The organism is Mesorhizobium sp. M0998 (genome assembly GCF_040318885.1).
GTDB lineage: Bacteria > Pseudomonadota > Alphaproteobacteria > Rhizobiales > Rhizobiaceae > Mesorhizobium.
In genome coordinates, this window is the sequence record NZ_JAMYND010000005.1 from 60,350 (window position 1) to 78,770 (window position 18,421).

Annotated in this window: 18 protein-coding genes; 14 read left to right on the forward strand and 4 right to left on the reverse strand. The window is 62.7% G+C overall.

The features are described 5' to 3' along the window. Nucleotides 1-3: 3 nt before the first annotated feature. Together NKH59_RS06555 and NKH59_RS06560 are read right to left on the reverse strand one after the other, a co-directional pair. Complete coding sequence (locus NKH59_RS06555; RefSeq protein WP_031195454.1) at nucleotides 4-165, reverse strand: DUF1328 family protein; 162 nt, start codon at nucleotides 163-165, stop codon at nucleotides 4-6. Between the two features lie 70 nt (nucleotides 166-235). Beyond that, nucleotides 236-1,246: an MBL fold metallo-hydrolase gene (locus NKH59_RS06560; RefSeq protein ID WP_352540819.1), complete on the reverse strand. Its 1,011-nt coding sequence runs from the start codon at nucleotides 1,244-1,246 to the stop codon at nucleotides 236-238. A gap of 306 nt (nucleotides 1,247-1,552) precedes the next feature. Here NKH59_RS06560 and NKH59_RS06565 point away from each other — a divergent pair, with 306 nt between their 5' ends. Together NKH59_RS06565 and zapE are read left to right on the forward strand one after the other, a co-directional pair. After that, nucleotides 1,553-2,092 (forward strand): protease inhibitor Inh/omp19 family protein, encoded by a 540-nt coding sequence (locus NKH59_RS06565; RefSeq protein WP_352540820.1) that lies wholly within the window; start codon nucleotides 1,553-1,555, stop codon nucleotides 2,090-2,092. A 144-nt stretch (nucleotides 2,093-2,236) separates the two neighbouring features. Then, nucleotides 2,237-3,439, forward strand: a complete 1,203-nt coding sequence (gene zapE, locus NKH59_RS06570; protein WP_353021368.1) for a cell division protein ZapE — start codon at nucleotides 2,237-2,239, stop codon at nucleotides 3,437-3,439. A 31-nt stretch (nucleotides 3,440-3,470) separates the two neighbouring features. Here zapE and NKH59_RS06575 read toward each other — a convergent pair whose 3' ends face one another. Next, nucleotides 3,471-3,899, reverse strand: a complete 429-nt coding sequence (locus tag NKH59_RS06575) for a GNAT family N-acetyltransferase (protein WP_352540822.1) — start codon at nucleotides 3,897-3,899, stop codon at nucleotides 3,471-3,473. 232 nt (nucleotides 3,900-4,131) lie between these two features. Between NKH59_RS06575 and mdh the strand changes: the two genes are divergently transcribed. From mdh to lpdA, 12 genes are all read left to right on the forward strand, one after another. Next, nucleotides 4,132-5,100, forward strand: a complete 969-nt coding sequence (gene mdh, locus NKH59_RS06580) for a malate dehydrogenase (RefSeq protein WP_352456335.1) — start codon at nucleotides 4,132-4,134, stop codon at nucleotides 5,098-5,100. A gap of 41 nt (nucleotides 5,101-5,141) precedes the next feature. Further along, nucleotides 5,142-6,338: an ADP-forming succinate--CoA ligase subunit beta gene (gene sucC, locus NKH59_RS06585; protein WP_353021370.1), complete on the forward strand. Its 1,197-nt coding sequence runs from the start codon at nucleotides 5,142-5,144 to the stop codon at nucleotides 6,336-6,338. Further along, nucleotides 6,338-6,829: a hypothetical protein gene (locus tag NKH59_RS06590; RefSeq protein WP_352540825.1), complete on the forward strand. Its 492-nt coding sequence runs from the start codon at nucleotides 6,338-6,340 to the stop codon at nucleotides 6,827-6,829. Before sucC ends, NKH59_RS06590 begins: the two co-directional genes overlap by 1 nt. Before the next feature lie 32 nt (nucleotides 6,830-6,861). Further along, a complete protein-coding gene (locus tag NKH59_RS06595) occupies nucleotides 6,862-7,233 on the forward strand; it encodes a cupin domain-containing protein (protein ID WP_352615464.1) in 372 nt (123 codons plus the stop codon). A 2-nt stretch (nucleotides 7,234-7,235) separates the two neighbouring features. Then, nucleotides 7,236-7,733, forward strand: a complete 498-nt coding sequence (locus tag NKH59_RS06600) for a DUF1579 family protein (protein ID WP_353021372.1) — start codon at nucleotides 7,236-7,238, stop codon at nucleotides 7,731-7,733. A gap of 12 nt (nucleotides 7,734-7,745) precedes the next feature. Beyond that, nucleotides 7,746-8,648, forward strand: a complete 903-nt coding sequence (gene sucD / locus NKH59_RS06605; RefSeq protein ID WP_352832377.1) for a succinate--CoA ligase subunit alpha — start codon at nucleotides 7,746-7,748, stop codon at nucleotides 8,646-8,648. A 126-nt stretch (nucleotides 8,649-8,774) separates the two neighbouring features. Further along, nucleotides 8,775-11,762 carry a 2-oxoglutarate dehydrogenase E1 component gene (locus NKH59_RS06610; RefSeq protein WP_353021373.1) on the forward strand — a complete coding sequence of 996 codons (2,988 nt, stop codon included), beginning with the start codon at nucleotides 8,775-8,777 and terminating at the stop codon, nucleotides 11,760-11,762. Between the two features lie 29 nt (nucleotides 11,763-11,791). Continuing rightward, nucleotides 11,792-13,093 carry a 2-oxoglutarate dehydrogenase complex dihydrolipoyllysine-residue succinyltransferase gene (gene odhB / locus NKH59_RS06615; RefSeq protein ID WP_352470805.1) on the forward strand — a complete coding sequence of 434 codons (1,302 nt, stop codon included), beginning with the start codon at nucleotides 11,792-11,794 and terminating at the stop codon, nucleotides 13,091-13,093. A 9-nt stretch (nucleotides 13,094-13,102) separates the two neighbouring features. Further along, the gene (locus tag NKH59_RS06620) at nucleotides 13,103-13,684 is read left to right on the forward strand and encodes a hypothetical protein (RefSeq protein ID WP_353021375.1); all 582 of its coding nucleotides are present in this window, start codon (nucleotides 13,103-13,105) and stop codon (nucleotides 13,682-13,684) included. A 65-nt stretch (nucleotides 13,685-13,749) separates the two neighbouring features. Then, nucleotides 13,750-14,202: a hypothetical protein gene (locus NKH59_RS06625; protein ID WP_353021425.1), complete on the forward strand. Its 453-nt coding sequence runs from the start codon at nucleotides 13,750-13,752 to the stop codon at nucleotides 14,200-14,202. Next, nucleotides 14,199-14,954, forward strand: a complete 756-nt coding sequence (locus tag NKH59_RS06630; protein ID WP_353021377.1) for an SDR family oxidoreductase — start codon at nucleotides 14,199-14,201, stop codon at nucleotides 14,952-14,954. Before NKH59_RS06625 ends, NKH59_RS06630 begins: the two co-directional genes overlap by 4 nt. Nucleotides 14,955-14,972: 18 nt before the next feature. Then, complete coding sequence (gene lpdA, locus NKH59_RS06635; RefSeq protein ID WP_353021379.1) at nucleotides 14,973-16,379, forward strand: dihydrolipoyl dehydrogenase; 1,407 nt, start codon at nucleotides 14,973-14,975, stop codon at nucleotides 16,377-16,379. Between the two features lie 918 nt (nucleotides 16,380-17,297). Here the strand turns inward: lpdA and NKH59_RS06640 are convergent. Beyond that, nucleotides 17,298-18,365, reverse strand: a complete 1,068-nt coding sequence (locus NKH59_RS06640) for a TraB/GumN family protein (RefSeq protein ID WP_352832385.1) — start codon at nucleotides 18,363-18,365, stop codon at nucleotides 17,298-17,300. Nucleotides 18,366-18,421 lie beyond the last annotated feature (56 nt).

Consider the following 18,421-nt stretch of genomic DNA (forward strand, 5'->3'; position numbering starts at 1 on the left):
TTTTCAAGTCACCGCGAAGACGCCAAGCACGATCAGCAGGAAGATAATCAGCACGATGCCGATGAGGATGCGTGCGCCGGTGGCAGCGGCTCCGGCCAGTGCCGGCATGCCGAGCAGGCTCGCCGCGGCCGCGATAATCAAAAGAATGATGATCCACCTGATCATGAGAGACACCTCGCAGGCGACAGGTTTGAACACCTACAAACGTCTATGTGATGCCTTAGGTTCCGCCGCGCTAGACCGCCGGCACGTCCCAGACTTCGCCCGGCCGCAAGGCGCGAAAACGTTGCCGCGGCAGGCCGGCAGCATCGAGCGCTTCGCCGAGCTTTCTGGGCGGCTCGTCGATCGGCTCGTTGGTGAGCCGGAACGTGCCCCAGTGACAGCCGGCTGCATAGGCGGCGTTGCACAAAAGCATGCCTTGCACCGCCTCCTCCGGATCCTGGTGATGTGGCGCCATGAACCAGCGCGGCTCGTAGGCGCCGATCGGCAGGATGGCGAGGCGGAAGCCGCCGTGCTTTTGCGCCATCAGCCGGTAATTGATGCCACCGTGGAAGCCGGTATCGCCGGCGAAATAGATCTTTGCGTCGGGTGTCTCGACGACGAAACCCGCCCACAGCGCCATGCGCCGGTCGCGAGTACCGCGGGCCGACCAGTGGTGCACCGGCTCGACATGGACGGCGACGCCATCGCCGATATCGACCCGGTCGCCCCAGTCATGCGCGGAAAGCCTCATACGGGGCACGGCAGCGCCGATGATCGTGTCGTTGCCGAGCGGCGTCAGCAGCAGCGGGTCATGTCTTGTCTTCAGGCGCTTCAGCGTGGCGAGATCGAGATGGTCGTAATGGTTGTGACTGACCAGCACGAGGTCGATCGGCGGCAAATGCGAAAACGCGATGCCCGGCGGATTGACACGTTTCGGCCCGGCGAAGGAGAGCGGCGAGACGCGTCGCGACCAGACTGGGTCGGTCAGGATGTTCAGGCCGGCTGTCTGGACGAGCAGCGAGGAATGACCGACCATGGTGAGGCGCAGCGCAGAACCATCGATGCGCTCGACCGGTCTTGCCGGTGGAAACGGGCTCGGATCCGCCGCCGGCCATTTCGAGCGCTCGCGGCTCAATTGCCATTTCAACAGATCGGCAAAGCGACCCGGCGGCCGTCCGTCGGGATTGAAGAACAAGGTGCCGTCGAAATGATCGCTGGGCGGCCCGCTGTAATAGCGGTTGGCGGCTCTCTTTCTCGCGGCCAAGAAATCGGCTCCCTGCAGTTTGCTGATCGCCAAGAGATAATGCCGGCGCCGGCCCGCACAAGCATTTGAGGTGAACGCCAGGGATTTGGCGCCAGCGCGCCGTATCGAAATCAACCGGAGGTGTCGGCCAAACGGCCAAGGCGTAACGCAATTTCAGGCAATGTGAATTTTGCGATAAATTTGCAACATTACCGGCGCAAACCGTATTTTAACCATATCGGGTTGAAATTTCGCCACCTTCTCCATCTTGGTGAGGGGGACATTGCGCGGACGGCATCCCCAGCCCGATCCGACGGAGGTTGAAGAATGAAATTTTCGAAAACCGGCCCGCTGGCCGTATCGTTGGCCGTGCTCGTTGCGAGCGGCTGTTCAACCTCACGGTTCACATCGATGGACGAGCAGCAGCCGGCGCCGCTGGAAGCTGCGCCCGCCGGCAAGGTGACTGCAAACCAGCTGCCGCCACCGGCGACACCCGGCCCGGCCGACCCGTCGAAATTTCCGACCGCGCCGCAGAACACGCAGGTCGCCTCGCTGCCGCCCGACGGGACGGCGCCGGCCGGTGCAGCCGACCTGACCGCGTCCAGCGTCGCCGGTGTTTGGAAGGCAAGCGTGTCCGGCCAGAGCTGTCAGGTGGCGACGCCGCAGACCAAATTCGGGTCGGGCTACCGCGCCGGACCGCTGCATTGCCCGGCGCCGCTCGATGGCATCAAATCCTGGAACGTCGCCGGCAAGCAACTGACGCTCTACGACGAGAATGGCGGCACGCTGGCACGGCTTTATTCCTCAGGCGGCGAGAAATTCGACGGCCAGACTTCCAACGGCCTGCCGATCTCGCTTACAAGGTAAGAAAACGGCCCCCATTGTTACGCAATTCCGGATGGAAAACCGTTACACACTTTTCTTGGAATTGCTCTCTTTTGTTTTTTACGCAATTCCGGACAGAAAACCGCTGCACACTTTTCTTGGAATTGCTCCGGAACGACGTGACCAATGCATCTGCGTGACGGCCTCCAGACTCATGCGACCGTCAAGCAGCGCTATGACCATCTAGTCGAGACGTGCGCCATCGGGCGCGATCCGGCGCAGGAGCGGATCGCCGCTGCGCTCGACCGGCTGATCGAAGAGATATCGGCAAAGCGGCTGGCGCAGAAATCAAGCGCGCTGGGGTGGTTGTTCGCCCGCAAGCGCGAGGTGCACGAGGCGGTCAAGGGCCTTTATATCCATGGCGGCGTCGGCCGCGGCAAGACCATGCTGATGGACATGTTTTTCGAGCTGCTGCCGGTGCGGCGCAAGCGCCGGGTGCATTTCAACGACTTCATGGCCGACGTGCAGGACCGCATCCAGAAGCACCGACAGGCTCGCAAGAACGGCACGGCCAAGGAGGACGATCCGATCCCGCCGGTGGCGCGCGCGCTGGCCGAGGAAGCCTGGGTGCTATGCTTCGACGAGTTCTCCGTCACCGACATCGCCGATGCGATGATCCTGTCAAGGTTGTTTTCGGCGTTGTTTGCCAATGGCGTGGTGCTGGTTGCCACTTCCAATGTTGCGCCGCAGGATCTCTACCGCGACGGCCTGAACCGTCAGTTGTTTTTGCCGTTTGTCGCTATCCTGGAGCGCCACGCGCAGGTGCTGGCGCTGGACGCCGATAAAGATTACCGCCTCGACAAGCTCAGCCGCATGCCGGTCTACATCACCGCGGCCGATGCCGCCGCCGACCATGCGCTCGACCACGCGTGGGCGGTGATGACGCATGGCAGGCCGACGGCCGAGACGATGTTGACGGTGAAGGGCCGGCACGTCGTGGTGCCGCGTTCTGCCGGCGAGGCGGCGCGGTTTTCCTTCGCCGATCTCTGCGAGAGGCCGCTCGGCGCCCGCGACTATCTTGCCATTGCCAGCCGTTTCTCGACCATCTTCATCGACCGTGTGCCGGTGCTCGGCGAAGGCAAGCGCAACGAAGCCAAGCGCTTCATCCTGCTGGTCGATACGCTCTACGATCATCATGTACGGCTGGTGCTGAGCGCCGCGGCACCGCCGGCGCAGCTCTATACGGCCAAGCGCGGCAACGAAGTCTTCGAGTTCGAGCGCACCGCATCGCGGCTGATCGAGATGCAGAGCCACGACTGGCTGGAGAACTGGGCGGAGAGGCAGGGGGCGCAGGGATCATCGACCGAGGCACGGCAGGCTCAGGCGTGAGGGATAGTACAGAAGGGGTCGCTGCCGCCGGCTATAACCGATAAACATACATGACGAACCCCTCCGCCGGCCCATGCGGCTCTTTTCGCGACTCGTAAAGTGCGCGAGCAGCAACATTGTCCGGCTCGGTGCCGACCCACGCCTCCTCACAGCCATGCTCGCGACCGAGTGCCAACATGGCGCCGAGCATCCTCGTCGCAATGCCCAGGCGTTGAAAGGCCGGCGCCACGCCGACCTCGTCTATGTAGAGTTCGCTCACCTTGTCCGGGTGGCGGTGGATGACGGCTGCGCATTGGCCAACGACGATGCCGTCGGCGACGGCCACGACCATGAAATGACCTGGCTCCGCGAGATAGGCGGAGAGCCGATCCGGCCTGACCGGCTCGTCGAAGACTTCGTCGGCAACCCGCATCACAAGGGCGTCATCGCCAGGAAACAGCCTTCTGATTTCCAGTGCCATTGTGTAGAATTCCTCTAGTCGGCTTCAGAATTTTGACGTTTACGTAATTCCCATTGTTTCTAACCGATTGAAATTACTCACTCCAAAATAATCGTTTGAATTTTTGTGCGGCCGGGGCTATTGCGTGCGGCGAATTTCGCGGTTCCGCAGCATTCCGGCCTCTTCCTCCGACGCCGTCATCAAATCGTCAAGGATTTGGGCGCCGTCATAGTCAAAGGGAAAACATCCTGACATGGCACGCAACAAGATAGCGCTCATCGGCTCGGGCATGATCGGCGGCACCCTCGCCCACATGGTCGGCCTCAAGGATCTCGGCGACGTCGTGCTGTTCGATATCGCCGAAGGCATCCCGCAAGGCAAGGGACTGGACATCGCGCAGTCGTCGCCGGTCGATGGGTTCGACTCGAGGCTGACCGGCGTCAACGACTATGCCGGCATCGAGGGCGCCGATGTCTGCATCGTCACCGCCGGCGTGCCGCGTAAGCCCGGCATGAGCCGCGACGATCTTCTAGGCATCAATCTGAAGGTGATGGAGCAGGTCGGCGCCGGCCTCAAGAAATACGCGCCGAAAGCCTTCGTCATCTGCATCACCAATCCGCTCGACGCCATGGTCTGGGCGCTGCAGAAGTTTTCCGGCCTGCCCAAGAGCCATGTCGTCGGCATGGCCGGTGTGCTCGACAGTTCGCGCTTTCGTTATTTCCTGGCCGAGGAATTCAAGGTCTCGGTCGAGGACGTCACCGCCTTCGTGCTCGGCGGCCATGGCGATTCCATGGTGCCGATGATCCGCTATTCGACGGTTGCCGGCATCCCGCTGCCCGACCTCATCAAGATGGGCTGGACCTCGAAAGAGCGGCTCGACCAGATCGTGCAGCGCACCCGCGACGGCGGCGCCGAGATCGTCGGCCTGCTCAAGACCGGCTCCGCCTTTTATGCGCCGGCCGCCTCGGCCATCGCCATGGCCGAAGCCTATCTCAAGGACAAGAAGCGGGTGCTGCCCTGTGCGGCGTACCTCTCCGGCCAATATGGCGTCAAAAACACCTATGTCGGCGTTCCCGTGGTAATCGGCGCCGGCGGCGTCGAGCGGATCATCGAGATCGAGCTCGCGAAGAGCGAGCAGAAGATGTTCGACAATTCGGTCGCGGCGGTGCAGGGCCTGTGCGACGCCTGCGTCAAGATCGCTCCGCATCTCGCGGCCAAGTAAGCCGGTACCCAAGCCCGCCAAGCAAGCTGGAGACATAGCGCATGAACATCCATGAGTATCAGGGCAAGGCGCTGCTGAAAGGCTTTGGCGCACCCGTGGCCGAGGGCGTGCCGGTGTTCAAGGCGAGCGAGGCGGAAGCTGCCGCCAAGGCGCTGCCCGGCCCACTCTATGTGGTCAAGAGCCAGATCCATGCCGGCGGCCGCGGCAAGGGCAAGTTCAGGGAGCTCGGGCCCGATGCCAAGGGCGGCGTCAGGCTGGCGAAGTCGGTGGCCGAGGTCGTCGCCAACGCCGAGGAGATGCTCGGCCATACGCTGGTCACCAAGCAGACCGGCCCGGCCGGCAAGCAGGTCAACCGGCTCTATATCGAGGACGGCGCCGACATCGAGCGCGAGCTCTATCTGTCGATCCTGGTCGACCGCTCGGTCGGGCGCGTCGCCTTCGTCGTCTCGACCGAGGGCGGCATGGACATCGAGGCGGTCGCCCACGACACGCCGGAAAAGATCATCACCGTCGCCATCGACCCGGAAAAGGGCGTGACTGCGGACGATGTGAGGAAGCTCAACGCGGCGCTGAAGCTCGACGGCGACGCCGCCAAGGATGGCGCCACGCTGTTCCCCATCCTCTACAAGGCCTTTGTCGAGAAGGACATGAGCCTGCTCGAGGTCAACCCTTTGATCGTCATGAGGAGCGGCCGGCTGCGCGTTCTCGACGCCAAAGTGTCGTTCGACAACAATGCGCTGTTTCGCCACCCGGACGTGCTCGAATTGCGCGACACCACCGAAGAGGACGAGAAGGAGATCGAGGCGTCGAAATACGACCTCGCCTATGTCGCGCTCGACGGCAATATCGGCTGCATGGTCAACGGCGCCGGCCTCGCCATGGCAACGATGGACATCATCAAGCTTTATGGCGCCGAGCCCGCCAACTTCCTCGATGTCGGCGGCGGCGCGTCGAAAGAAAAGGTGACGGCGGCGTTCAAGATCATCACCAAGGATCCGGCGGTCAAAGGCATTCTGATCAACATCTTCGGCGGCATCATGAAATGCGACATCATCGCCGAGGGCGTCATCGCAGCAGTCAAGGAGGTCGGCCTGCAGGTGCCGCTGGTGGTGCGGCTGGAAGGCACCAATGCCGAGCTCGGCAAGAAGATCATCAACGACAGCGGGCTAAACGTGGTGTCGGCCGATGACCTCGATGACGCAGCCAAGAAGATTGTCGCGGCGGTGAAGGGCGACTGATGCATCGGTTGCTGGCCATAGCGCTCTGCGGCATGGCCTTTTGGGCCAGCGCTGCTGCGGCCGCGGATAGTTCGAAGTCGCCCGCCTGGATCGGCAAGAGGGTCAATCTCTTCATGAACTTATGTCCGGCAACGGCGCCCAGCTTCGGCCGGTTCAACGCGGTTGCCCGGCAAAGCGGGTTCAAGGCCGGATCCGACGGGCTACAAGTCTACAAGGCTACGGAAATCGTTGCCTCAATCAAGAGTTCGAACGGTCGCTGCGACTGCCTGGTCTCCTTCGGCACCAACGATCCGAAGCTGGCCGCCAACATGATCCTGAAAAGGCTTCTGACCAAATATGGCAGCAGTTTCCAAGCCGATGATGACCCCAAGTCCCTTGGTGAATTGAGAACGTCTGGCGGCAATTTATCGGTGCAGATCGTGACGATCCGGCGCGCCGGGGGCCGATGGATCGGTGCTGTCGTTCACGGAAACCAAAAATGCCCAGCTTGAAAACAGAACTTCAGGGTCAAGGTTGATAGGCGATGCCTCCGCACAAGATAAACCTCGTCGAGGCGGCGGATCAGAAGATCAAGAAGGTCTTCGATCCGCATATCGCCGGCGACGTGAACGACAGCCAGGTCAAGATCGCCAAATTCGGCGATGTCTTCGACTGGCACGCGCATGACAATGAAGACGAAGCATTCTTGGTGCTGCGCGGCCGCATCGCCATCGATTTCCGCGACGGCACGGTTGAGCTTGGCAGCGGCGAGTTCATCGTTGTGCCGCGCGCCGTCGAGCACCGGCCGCGCTCGCTCAGCGAACAGCCGGTGGTGCTGATGTTCGAGCCGGCGACGACGCTCAACACCGGCAACGCTAAGAGCGACCTCACCGTCGCCGATCTCAAGCGGCTCTGACCATGAACGCTGCGCCCTTCTCCTCACTCTCGGCCGATCACCAGCGCCTCCGGGCGCTGGTCGGAGCGTGGCGCGGCGAGGAAGAGGTGTCGGCCACGAAATGGGCCGACGGCGGAACAGCGAGTTCGGAAATACTGGCAGAGGCACAGTTCGGCGGCCTGTTCGTAGTGCAGCGCTATCGCCAGCGCCGCGACGGCACGGTTTCGTTCGGCGCGTACAGCGTGTTCGGCTTCGACCAGCAAAACAAAATCGTCACCATGCACCAGTTCGATTCGATGGGTTTCGTGCCGATGTCGCCGGCCAAAGGCAGCTGGAACGGCACGGAGCTGGTTCTGGAGCGGTCGTCGCAGCGCGGCTCCGCGCGTGTGACTTATATTTTCGAGAATGCCGATGCCTTCGGCATGCGACTGCATTTCAGACCTGCCGGCGGCGATGGCTGGCAAGACATGGTGAGCGGCGTCTACCGGCGCGTCTCGCCTTCCTCGATCAATGGTTTTTAGAAAAGGGCTCCGATGTCCATTCTCGTCGACAAGAACACCAAGGTGCTGGTGCAGGGCCTGACCGGCAAGACCGGCACGTTCCATACCGAACAGGCGCTCGCCTATCACGGCACAAAGATGGTCGGCGGCATCCACCCCAAGAAGGGCGGCGAAACCTGGACCGGCGCCAAGGGCGAGGCGCTTCCGATCTTCGCCACCGTAGCCGAAGGCAAGGCCAGGACCGGCGCCAACGCTTCGGTCGTCTACGTGCCGCCGGCGGGTGCTGCCGAAGCGATCCTGGAAGCGATCGAGGCCGAGATCCCGCTGATCGTCTGCATCACCGAGGGCATACCGGTGATGGACATGATCAAGGTCAAGGCGAGGCTCGACCGTTCGACGTCGCGGCTGATCGGGCCGAACTGCCCCGGCGTGCTGACCCCCGACGAATGCAAGATAGGCATCATGCCCGGCAGCATCTTCCGCAAGGGCTCGGTCGGCGTTGTTTCCCGCTCGGGAACGCTTACCTATGAGGCGGTGTTCCAGACCACCAATGTCGGCCTCGGCCAGACCACCGCCGTCGGCATCGGCGGCGACCCGGTCAAAGGCACGGAGTTCATCGATGTGCTGGAGATGTTCCTCGCCGACGACGAGACCAAGTCGATCATCATGATCGGTGAAATCGGCGGTTCGGCCGAGGAAGACGCCGCGCAATTCCTCAAGGACGAGGCAAAGCGCGGCCGCAGCAAGCCGATGGCCGGCTTCATCGCCGGGCGCACCGCACCGGCGGGCCGCACTATGGGCCATGCGGGCGCGGTCATCTCCGGCGGCAAGGGCGGCGCGGAAGACAAGATCGCGGCGATGGAATCGGCCGGCATCAAGGTTTCGCCATCGCCGGCCCGGCTCGGCACGACGCTGGTCGAGGCGATCAAGGGTTAGGGGAGTAAGGGAGTACGGGAATAGGGGAGTAGGGAACAAGACGAGGGCATTTGCCCTACTCCCTTACTCCCCTATTCCCTTACTCCCCTCCAACAAAGGAGACGAAGCAAAGGCTTCGACAGTGACATGGCAAGACAAGATCAGGCCAACGACCAATTTTCGCTTACCTCTTTCCTCTATGGCGGCAATGCCGATTACATCGACGCGCTCTATGCCGCCTATGAGGACGATCCCGCTTCCGTCGATCCCGAATGGCGGGACTTCTTCGCGGCGCTGAAGGATGACGCCGGCGACGTGCGCAGGAACGCCAAGGGCGCCTCTTGGGCCAAACCCTCCTGGCCGATGCAGGCCAATGGCGAGCTGGTCTCGGCGCTGGACGGCAATTGGGGCCTGGTCGAAAAGCACATCGAAAAAAAGGTCAAGGACAGGGCGGCCGGCAACGGCGCAGCGCTTTCCGACGCCGACGTGCATCAGGCGACGCGCGATTCCGTCCGCGCCATCATGATGATCCGCGCCTTCCGCATGCGCGGTCATTTGCACGCCAATCTCGATCCGCTCGGCATCGCCAAGCCGCTCGAGGACTATAACGAGCTGTCGCCGGAGAATTACGGCTTCACCGAAGCCGATTACGACCGCCCGATCTTCCTCGACAATGTACTCGGGCTGGAATTCGGCACCATCCGGCAGATGCTCGATATCCTGACCCGGACCTATTGCTCGACGCTCGGCGTCGAATTCATGCATATTTCCGATCCCGAGGAGAAGGCCTGGATCCAGGCGCGCATCGAGGGTACCGACAAGGAGATCTCCTTCACCGCCGCCGGCAAGAAGGCGATCCTGCAGAAGCTTGTCGAGGCGGAAGGCTTCGAGCAATTCATCGATGTCAAGTACAAGGGCACCAAGCGCTTCGGCCTTGATGGCGGCGAGTCGCTGATCCCGGCGCTGGAGCAGATCATCAAGCGCGGCGGCCAGCTCGGCATGAAGGAGATCGTGCTCGGCATGGCGCATCGCGGCCGGCTGAACGTGCTGTCGCAGGTGATGGCCAAGCCGCACCGCGCCATTTTCCATGAGTTCAAGGGCGGCTCGGCTGCGCCCGACGAGGTCGAGGGCTCGGGCGATGTGAAGTACCATCTCGGTGCCTCGTCGGATCGCGAGTTCGACGGCAACAAGGTGCATCTGTCGCTGACCGCCAATCCCTCGCATCTGGAAATCGTCGACCCGGTGGTGATGGGCAAGGCGCGCGCCAAACAGGACTATCTGTTCGGCCGCAGCCGCGAGGAGATCGTGCCGCTGGAAGAGCGTGCTAAGGTGCTGCCCTTGCTGCTGCATGGCGACGCCGCCTTTGCCGGCCAGGGCGTGATTGCCGAAATCCTCGGCCTGTCGGGCCTGCGCGGCCACCGCGTCGCCGGCACGCTGCATTTCATCATCAACAACCAGATCGGCTTCACCACCAACCCGCGCTTCTCGCGCTCGTCGCCCTATCCGTCCGACGTGGCCAAGATGATCGAGGCGCCGATCTTCCACGTCAATGGCGACGATCCGGAAGCCGTGGTCCATGCGACCAAGGTGGCGATCGAATTCCGCATGAAGTTCCACAAGCCTGTCGTGGTGGACATGTTCTGCTACCGCCGCTTCGGCCACAATGAGGGCGACGAGCCCGCCTTCACCCAGCCGATCATGTATCGCAAGATCCGCAACCAGAAGACGACGGTGCAGATCTATGCCGACCGGCTGATTTCCGAAGGCCACATCACCCAGGCCGAGTTCGAAAAGATGAAGGCCGATTGGCGGGCGCATCTCGAGCAGGAATTCGAGGTGGGCCAGCATTACAAGCCGAACAAGGCGGACTGGCTGGACGGCGCGTGGTCCGGCCTGCGCTCGGCCGACAACCAGGACGAACAGCGGCGCGGCAAGACCGCCGTGCCGGTCAAGATGCTGAAGGAGATCGGCAAGAAACTGACCGAGGTGCCGAAGGATTTCGAGGCGCACAGGACGATCATCCGCTTCCTCGACAACCGCCGCCAGGCGATCGAGTCCGGCGAAGGCATCGACTGGTCGACGGCCGAGGCGCTGGCCTTCGGCGCCATCCTGCTCGACGGCAATCCGATCCGGCTGTCCGGACAGGATTCGGAGCGCGGCACCTTCTCGCAGCGCCATTCCGTGCTCTACGACCAGCGCGACGAGACACGCTACATTCCGCTCAACAATCTGTCGGCGGCGCAGGCCGGCTTCGAGGTCATCAACTCGATGCTGTCGGAAGAGGCCGTGCTCGGCTTCGAATATGGCTACTCGCTGGCCGAGCCGAAGGCGCTGACGCTGTGGGAAGCGCAGTTCGGCGACTTCGCCAACGGCGCCCAGGTGGTGTTCGATCAGTTCATCTCGTCGGGCGAGCGCAAATGGCTCAGAATGTCGGGCCTCGTCTGCCTGCTGCCGCATGGCTATGAAGGCCAGGGGCCGGAGCACTCGTCGGCCCGGCTCGAGCGCTTCCTGCAGCTTTGCGCCGAAGACAATATGCAGGTCGCCAACGTCACGACGCCGGCCAATTACTTCCACATCTTGCGCCGGCAATTGAAGCGGGACTTCCGTAAGCCGCTGATCCTGATGACGCCGAAGTCGCTGTTGCGCCACAAGCGGGCGGTATCGACGCTGCCGGAAATGTCGGGCGAAAGCGCCTTTCACCGGCTGTTGTGGGACGACGCGCAGCTGCTGTCAGGCCAGGCCATCAAGCTCACCAAGGATTCGAAAATCCGCCGTGTCGTGCTCTGTTCGGGCAAGGTCTATTACGACCTCTACGAAGAGCGCGAGAAGCGCGGCATCAACGACATCTATTTGCTGCGCGTCGAGCAGCTCTATCCGTTCCCGGCCAAGGCGCTGATCACCGAACTGTCGCGCTTTCGCAATGCCGAGATGGTGTGGTGCCAGGAGGAGCCCAAGAACATGGGCGCATGGTCGTTCATCGACCCGTATCTCGAATGGGTGCTGGCGCATATCGACGCAATGCATCAGGGGGTGCGCTATACGGGCCGCCCGGCCGCCGCCTCGCCGGCGACCGGATTGATGTCGAAGCATCTCGCCCAGCTTGCCGCCTTGCTCGACGACGCGCTTGGTGAATAGAACAGAACCGAAAGAAACGGACAGGCACAATGGCAACCGAAATCCGCGTCCCGACACTTGGTGAATCCGTCACCGAGGCGACCATCGGCAAATGGTTCAAAAAGGTCGGCGACGCGATCGCCGCCGATGAGCCGCTGGTCGAGCTCGAAACCGACAAGGTGACGGTGGAAGTGCCGGCCGCCGCCGCGGGCACGCTCGCCGAGATCGCCGTCAAGGAAGGCGAGACGGTCGGCGTCGGCGCACTGCTCGGCACGATTTCGGCGGGCGCCGGCGCGGCAGCCAATGCCGCCGCCGCTCCGGCGGACAAACAGGATGCGGTATCGCAGGCTTCGGCTCCCACCGCAGCCTCGAGCGTCAAGCAGGCCGCTGCCGAGACGGCCAAGATCGCCGGCGACGCCGGCGCGATCGAGACGCGCACAATGCCGCCGGCGCCGTCGGCGGCAAAGCTGCTGGCCGAGCACAATCTCGCGGTCGACCAGGTGTCGGGCTCGGGCAAGCGCGGCCAGGTGCTGAAAGGCGACGTGCTCGACCTTATCGCCAGGGGCGCGCCGTCGCAGCCGGCCGAAATGCCGAAGGCAGCGCCTGTACCGGCACCCGTTGCCGCGCGCGCGCCGTCCCCGGCCGACGATGCGTCGCGCGAGGAGCGCGTGCGCATGACCAAGCTGCGCCAGACGATCGCGCGCCGCCTCAAGGAAGCGCAATCGACCGCCGCCATGCTGACCACCTTCAACGAGGTCGACATGAGCGCGGTGATGGCGCTGAGGGGCAAATACAAGGACGTGTTCGAGAAGAAGCACGGCGTGAAGCTCGGCTTCATGGGCTTCTTCACCAAGGCCGTCACCCATGCGCTGAAGGAGATCCCGTCGGTCAATGCCGAGATCGACGGCACCGACATCATCTTCAAGAACTACGCTCATATCGGCGTTGCCGTCGGTACAGAGAAAGGCCTTGTCGTGCCGGTTGTGCGCAATGCCGACCAGATGTCCATCGCCGAAATCGAGAAGGACATCGGCAGGCTGGGGCTTGCGGCGCGCGACGGCAAGCTCTCCGTCGCCGATATGCAAGGCGGCACGTTCACGATTTCCAACGGTGGCGTTTACGGGTCGCTGATGTCGACGCCGATCCTCAATGCGCCGCAGTCGGGCATTTTGGGCATGCACAAGATCCAGGAGCGGCCGGTGGTGGTCGGCGGCCAGATCGTGATCCGGCCGATGATGTATCTGGCGCTGTCCTACGACCACCGCATCGTCGACGGCAAGGAAGCGGTGACTTTCCTGGTCCGGGTCAAGGAAAGCCTGGAGGATCCCGAGCGGCTGGTGCTCGACCTCTAGGGGGCTCCGGTGGCTGAGCCGATCGACCCGATAGATCTGTTCGAACTATTGTCGACAGGCCGTGCTGGCCCAATCGAGCTCGGCAAGAGCGACCGCGAGACGGTTCGCAGCTTGATAGATCCGGAGGATCTGCGGGCGGACAATCATTATCGCCACGGGGACGCCGGATCGGCGTGGTGCATCTATGGTGCCAATTGCGAGTTCTTCTTCAGTCCCGATTTTCGTCTGAGGTCGATTAGTGTCGAGCCTGTCTTCGGAAGACTGGAATCGGGTGGAACGATGGCGACTTGGTACGGCCATCTTAACGTCGATGTGGGCCGGCATCCCCTGACTTTTGCAGGCACAAAACCGATTGCCATACATACCTTGCCCAAGGCACTGCAGTTCCTGAACAAGAGCGAGTTCAAGTGGGCAATCGGCGGCGGTCGTGAGCGCGACGTCTATATTGAGCTGGCGGAGAGTTCTCGCATCTTGACCCTCAAATACGAGGTGAACGCGGTTCCGGTCGACAGGAATGAAAACGTAGCGTTTGAGATAGACTATTTTCTTTCGACGGTCTTCATCCTCGATCAAGCTGTTCAAGGCGGATAGCAGTGACGATCCGTTCTTTCTTGTCCGAAAGCCTGTCGACCGCATCGATAGCGGTCGGCGCGGCGATGATCCCGGCAGCCGCGCACGCCGCCTGCCCGCTCGAGCTCGCCGTCTATGGCGATCCTGAAAACGCCGCCGAGATCGATTTCAGGCCGACCGGCGAGTCGGCCGCCGTCACCAACAGCTTCAAGATGGTGCTCGACAAGGGCGTCGTGCTCGACGGCATCGTCATGTGGACCGAGAGCGCGGCGCGGCCGCATGGCTCGCTGATGTACAAATGCCCGGCCGGCGACGTCACCGGCGACGAGCTCGCCGCCTGCACCGTGTGGGAGGGCGTCATCTACACTGCCGACGACCAGGGCAATATCGCGTTGCTGCCGGGCGAAGGAAAGGATGCGCCGAAGAAGCTGATCCTGCCCGATCTGGGAGCGTCGTTGCAGATGTCGGCGGCCTACGGCGCCAACGGCTTTTCCAAGGTGCCCTGGGACGTCTTTGCCCTGAAAGGATGTCAGGAATGAGTGCGAGCGGAAAGATCCTGCTGGTGACCGGCGGCAGCCGCGGCATCGGCGCCGCTACATGCAGGCTTGCCGCCAGGGCCGGCTATCGTATTGCGGTCAATTACATGTCGAATGCAAAAGCCGCCGAAACGGTGGTCGCCGACATCGAGGCTGCTGGCGGAGAAGCCTTTGCGGTCAAGGGCGATGTCGGCAGCGAGACGGACGTGTTGGCCATGTTCGAGGCTGTCGATGCCCGTTTCGGTCGGCTCGACGCGCTCGTCAACAATGCCGGCGTGGTCGACCAGAGCGCGCGCGTCGACGAGCTGAGCGCTGCGAGGCTGGAGCGCATGATGCGCATCAATGTGATCGCGCCGATGCTTTGCGCCCGCGAGGCGGTGAAGCGGATGTCGACCAGGCATGGCGGCAAGGGCGGTGCCATCGCCAATGTTTCTTCGATCGCGGCAAGGCTTGGCGGGCCGGGTCAATATGTCGACTACGCCGCCTCCAAGGGCGCGGTCGATTCCTTCACCGTCGGGCTTGCCCGCGAAGTGGCCGGCGAAGGCATTCGTGTCAACGCGGTCAGCCCGGGCATCATCGACACCGAAATTCATGCCTCCGGCGGTCAGCCGGATCGGGCCGAGAGAATGAGCAAGGTGGTGCCTATGCAGCGCGTCGGCACCGCCGAGGAAGTCGCAGCCGCAATTCTCTGGCTGCTGTCGGACGAGGCGTCCTACACAACCGGCGCCAATCTGGAAATCGGCGGCGGCCGCTAAAGCAAAAGGGACAGTATCATGGCCTATGACGTCGTTATCATCGGATCGGGACCAGGCGGCTATGTCTGCGCCATCAAGGCGGCGCAGCTCGGTCTGAAGACGGCGGTGGTCGAAAAGAACCCGACCTTCGGCGGTACCTGCCTCAACATCGGCTGCATCCCGTCAAAGGCGCTGCTGCATGCGTCCGAGATGTTTGCCGAGGCCGGCCATTCCTTCGAGGCGCTCGGCGTCGAGATCGGCGCGCCCAAGCTCAACCTTGGGAAGATGATGGCACACAAGGATGCGACGGTGACGGCCAACGTCAATGGCGTCGCCTTCCTGTTCAAGAAGAACAAGATCGACAGTTTTCGTGGCACCGGCAAGGTGGCTGCGGCCGGCAAGGTGTCGGTGACCTCCGATGACGGCAAGGTCGAGGAGATCGAGACCAAGAACATCGTCATCGCCACCGGCTCCGACGTCGCCGGCATTCCCGGCGTCAAGGTCGATTTCGATGAGAAGGTGATCGTCTCGTCGACCGGCGCGCTGTCGCTGGACAAGGTGCCGGGCCATCTGGTGGTGGTCGGCGGTGGTGTCATCGGTCTGGAGCTCGGCTCGGTATGGGCGCGGCTCGGCGCCAAGGTCACCGTGGTCGAGTTCCTCGACACCATCCTGGGCGGCATGGATGGCGAGGTCTCCAAGCAGTTCCAGCGCCTGCTGTCGAAGCAGGGCTTTGAATTCAGGCTGGGCGCCAAGGTGACCGGCGTCGCCAAGGCCAAGAAGGGGGCGACGGTTACCTTCGAGCCGGTCAAGGGCGGAGCAGCCGAGACGATCGAGGCGGACGCGGTGCTGATTGCGACGGGACGACGGGCCTATTCGGACGCTCTCGGGCTGAAGGAGGCCGGCGTCGACGTCGACGAGCGCGGCCGGGTCAAGACCGACGGCCATCTCAGGACCAACGTGCCCGGCATCTACGCCATCGGCGATGTCATCGCCGGGCCGATGCTTGCCCACAAGGCCGAAGACGAGGGCGTGGCGGTGGCCGAGACCATCGCCGGCCAGGCCGGTCATGTGAACTATGACGTGATTCCGAGCGTCGTCTACACCACGCCGGAAATCGCCACGATCGGCAAGACCGAAGAAGAATTGAAGAAGGCCGGCATCGACTACAAGGCCGGAAAATTCCCGTTCAGCGCCAATGGCCGCGCGCGCGCCATGCTGCACACCGACGGCTTTGTGAAAATCCTGGCCGACAAGGCCAGCGACCGTGTACTCGGCGTCCACATCGTCGGCTTCGGCGCCGGCGAGATGATCCATGAGGCGGCCGTGCTGATGGAATTTGGCGGCTCGTCGGAAGACCTTGCCCGCACCTGCCACGCCCATCCGACAATGTCGGAAGCGGTGAAGGAGGCGGCACTGGCGACGTTCTTCAAGCCGATCCATATCTGAGCGGTTGAATCGCAGGCGACGGTGGCGATTGGCGAAATAGCCAATCTCCCCCAAGTGGCCCCAAGTGGGGAGATGTCCGGCAGGACAGAGAGGGGCGCGAAGGATCACCACAGACGGCTTCCATTCTCAACCGCAGATGGATTCCAGGGTCTCCGCGATGTCGCTTCGCTCCTGCTCCGCGCTGGATGACGAAGATGAAGTTGGCCCATGGCTAATCGCAGCTCAGAGCATCGACGGCTGCTCCCCAAAACGGCCCGCCTTTCAGCGGACCGTTCATATATTAAATCAGCAGTCTGATTACTGAGCCGGTGCCGGCGCTGGTGCTGGTGCCGGGGCTGGCGCAGGGGCCGGAGCCGGAGCCGGTGTTGCCGGGGCCGGAGCCGGAGCGGGCGTTGCCGGAGCTGGCGCAGGAGCCGGTTCGGCTGGTTTCATCGGCTCGGCCGGCGCTGGGGCGGGAGCTGGTGTGCTGGCTGCGGGCGGTTCGGCAGGCGCAGGTGCCTCGCTACGTCTTCCAAAAACATAATAGGCGACAATTGCCAGGATAACGACGACCAGGGCAATCAGCCAGCCGCTGCCGCCGCCGCTTGGCCGTGCGGAGCCCGGCGAGGTGAATGGGTCGTTCGGATTGGGTGTGTTCGCCATAAAAGTGTCCTCCGTGGATGAAAAACATCAAGTAATAGCCATCAACGTACAATCGTTGAATCGGTTTCACATTAGGCGTTGAAAACGCCGAAAACAGGGCAATTCTGATCCGGAATCGCTCGCAGGCATGCATTTCCACCGCAAAATGGGTTCGATCGAGCCAAACCGAACCTTTTTCGGTTTCTTGGTACGAAGCGCGGCTGGTCCGCCGTCGCGCCACGCGTAAGGGCTGGTCCCGCCTCGGCAATGATTCGGTGTGCAACTCCGCCGTGTCGTTCAGTTGACGGCGGTCACCGTATAGCCGGTCTTGCGGAAACCCTCGACCAAGCCTTGCGCTCCGGGAAGGTGCATGGCGCCGACCGCCATGAAGACATTGCCGTGGGCGAGGATCGGCGCTGCACGATCGACCATCACCTTGTTGCGGCTGGTGATCATGGTCTGCTCGAATTCGGCGTAACCCGATTGGTCGTCTACCTGTTCGGGGACGATAGCCCGAAACAGCGGTACATACATGCCAGTGTCGCCACGCCGGTAAAGCACGATCATGGTTTCGTTGACGTCGTTCACCTTGTCGCCAAGCTTCAGCGTATCGACCAGTCCCTTCAGGTGAAAGGCGATCGGCAGCGAAGCCATGGCGCGCAGCTGGTCGGCGATTGTCTCCAGCCCCTCGACCGATTTGCCCGAAGCCTCGGCGTCCTTGGCAAGCTTGACGTCGAGCACTGGCGCACCGCCAGCCTGGCGGGCGACTTCGCATGCAGGTAGCGCCACCATCGCCGACAGCAACCAAGGTTTCATCTTGGCGACGGTCGCTGGCGGGATGCCACGCGCATCGAGCGCCTTGTTGACCACCGCCGCATCCTCCGGCGACAGCAGCGACGAAAGCGTCGTCTTGTCGGTGAACATCATCAGATCCGGCTCTTTCAGCATTGCTGCCATCATCTTCTGCTTGTCGAGCACTTCGGTGGTCTCGATGATGACGGTGCCAGCCGCATCGAATGCCTTCTGTGCGGCGGGTGGCAGCGTGGTGACGCGCGGGTCGGTAACGTGCATGGTGCCGAACAGGAAGGACGGTTTTTCGCCCGATTTTTCGAGCTTCCACAGCAGGCCCTTGCCGTTCGGCGTCGCTGCCGCCTCCGCCTCGATCTTGCGGTAGGCAGCCGGGTCGTCCTTTTGCAGCGCGCTCAGCATATCGCTACCGGTGCAGGCCGAAGTCTCGGCGCGTGCCTTGCCCGCCGCGAGCAGCGCGACGATGAGGAAAGAGAGGAAAAACAGGGCGTTCAGCGCGACGAGCAGCTTCAGCGACACATGGGTCGCGCGGTCGGCGATGGCGATGAGGCGTTTCATGCTGCGGTTCTAGGCGCAAAAAGCGGCAAAACGGTTAACCGGCGCATCAAAATTGT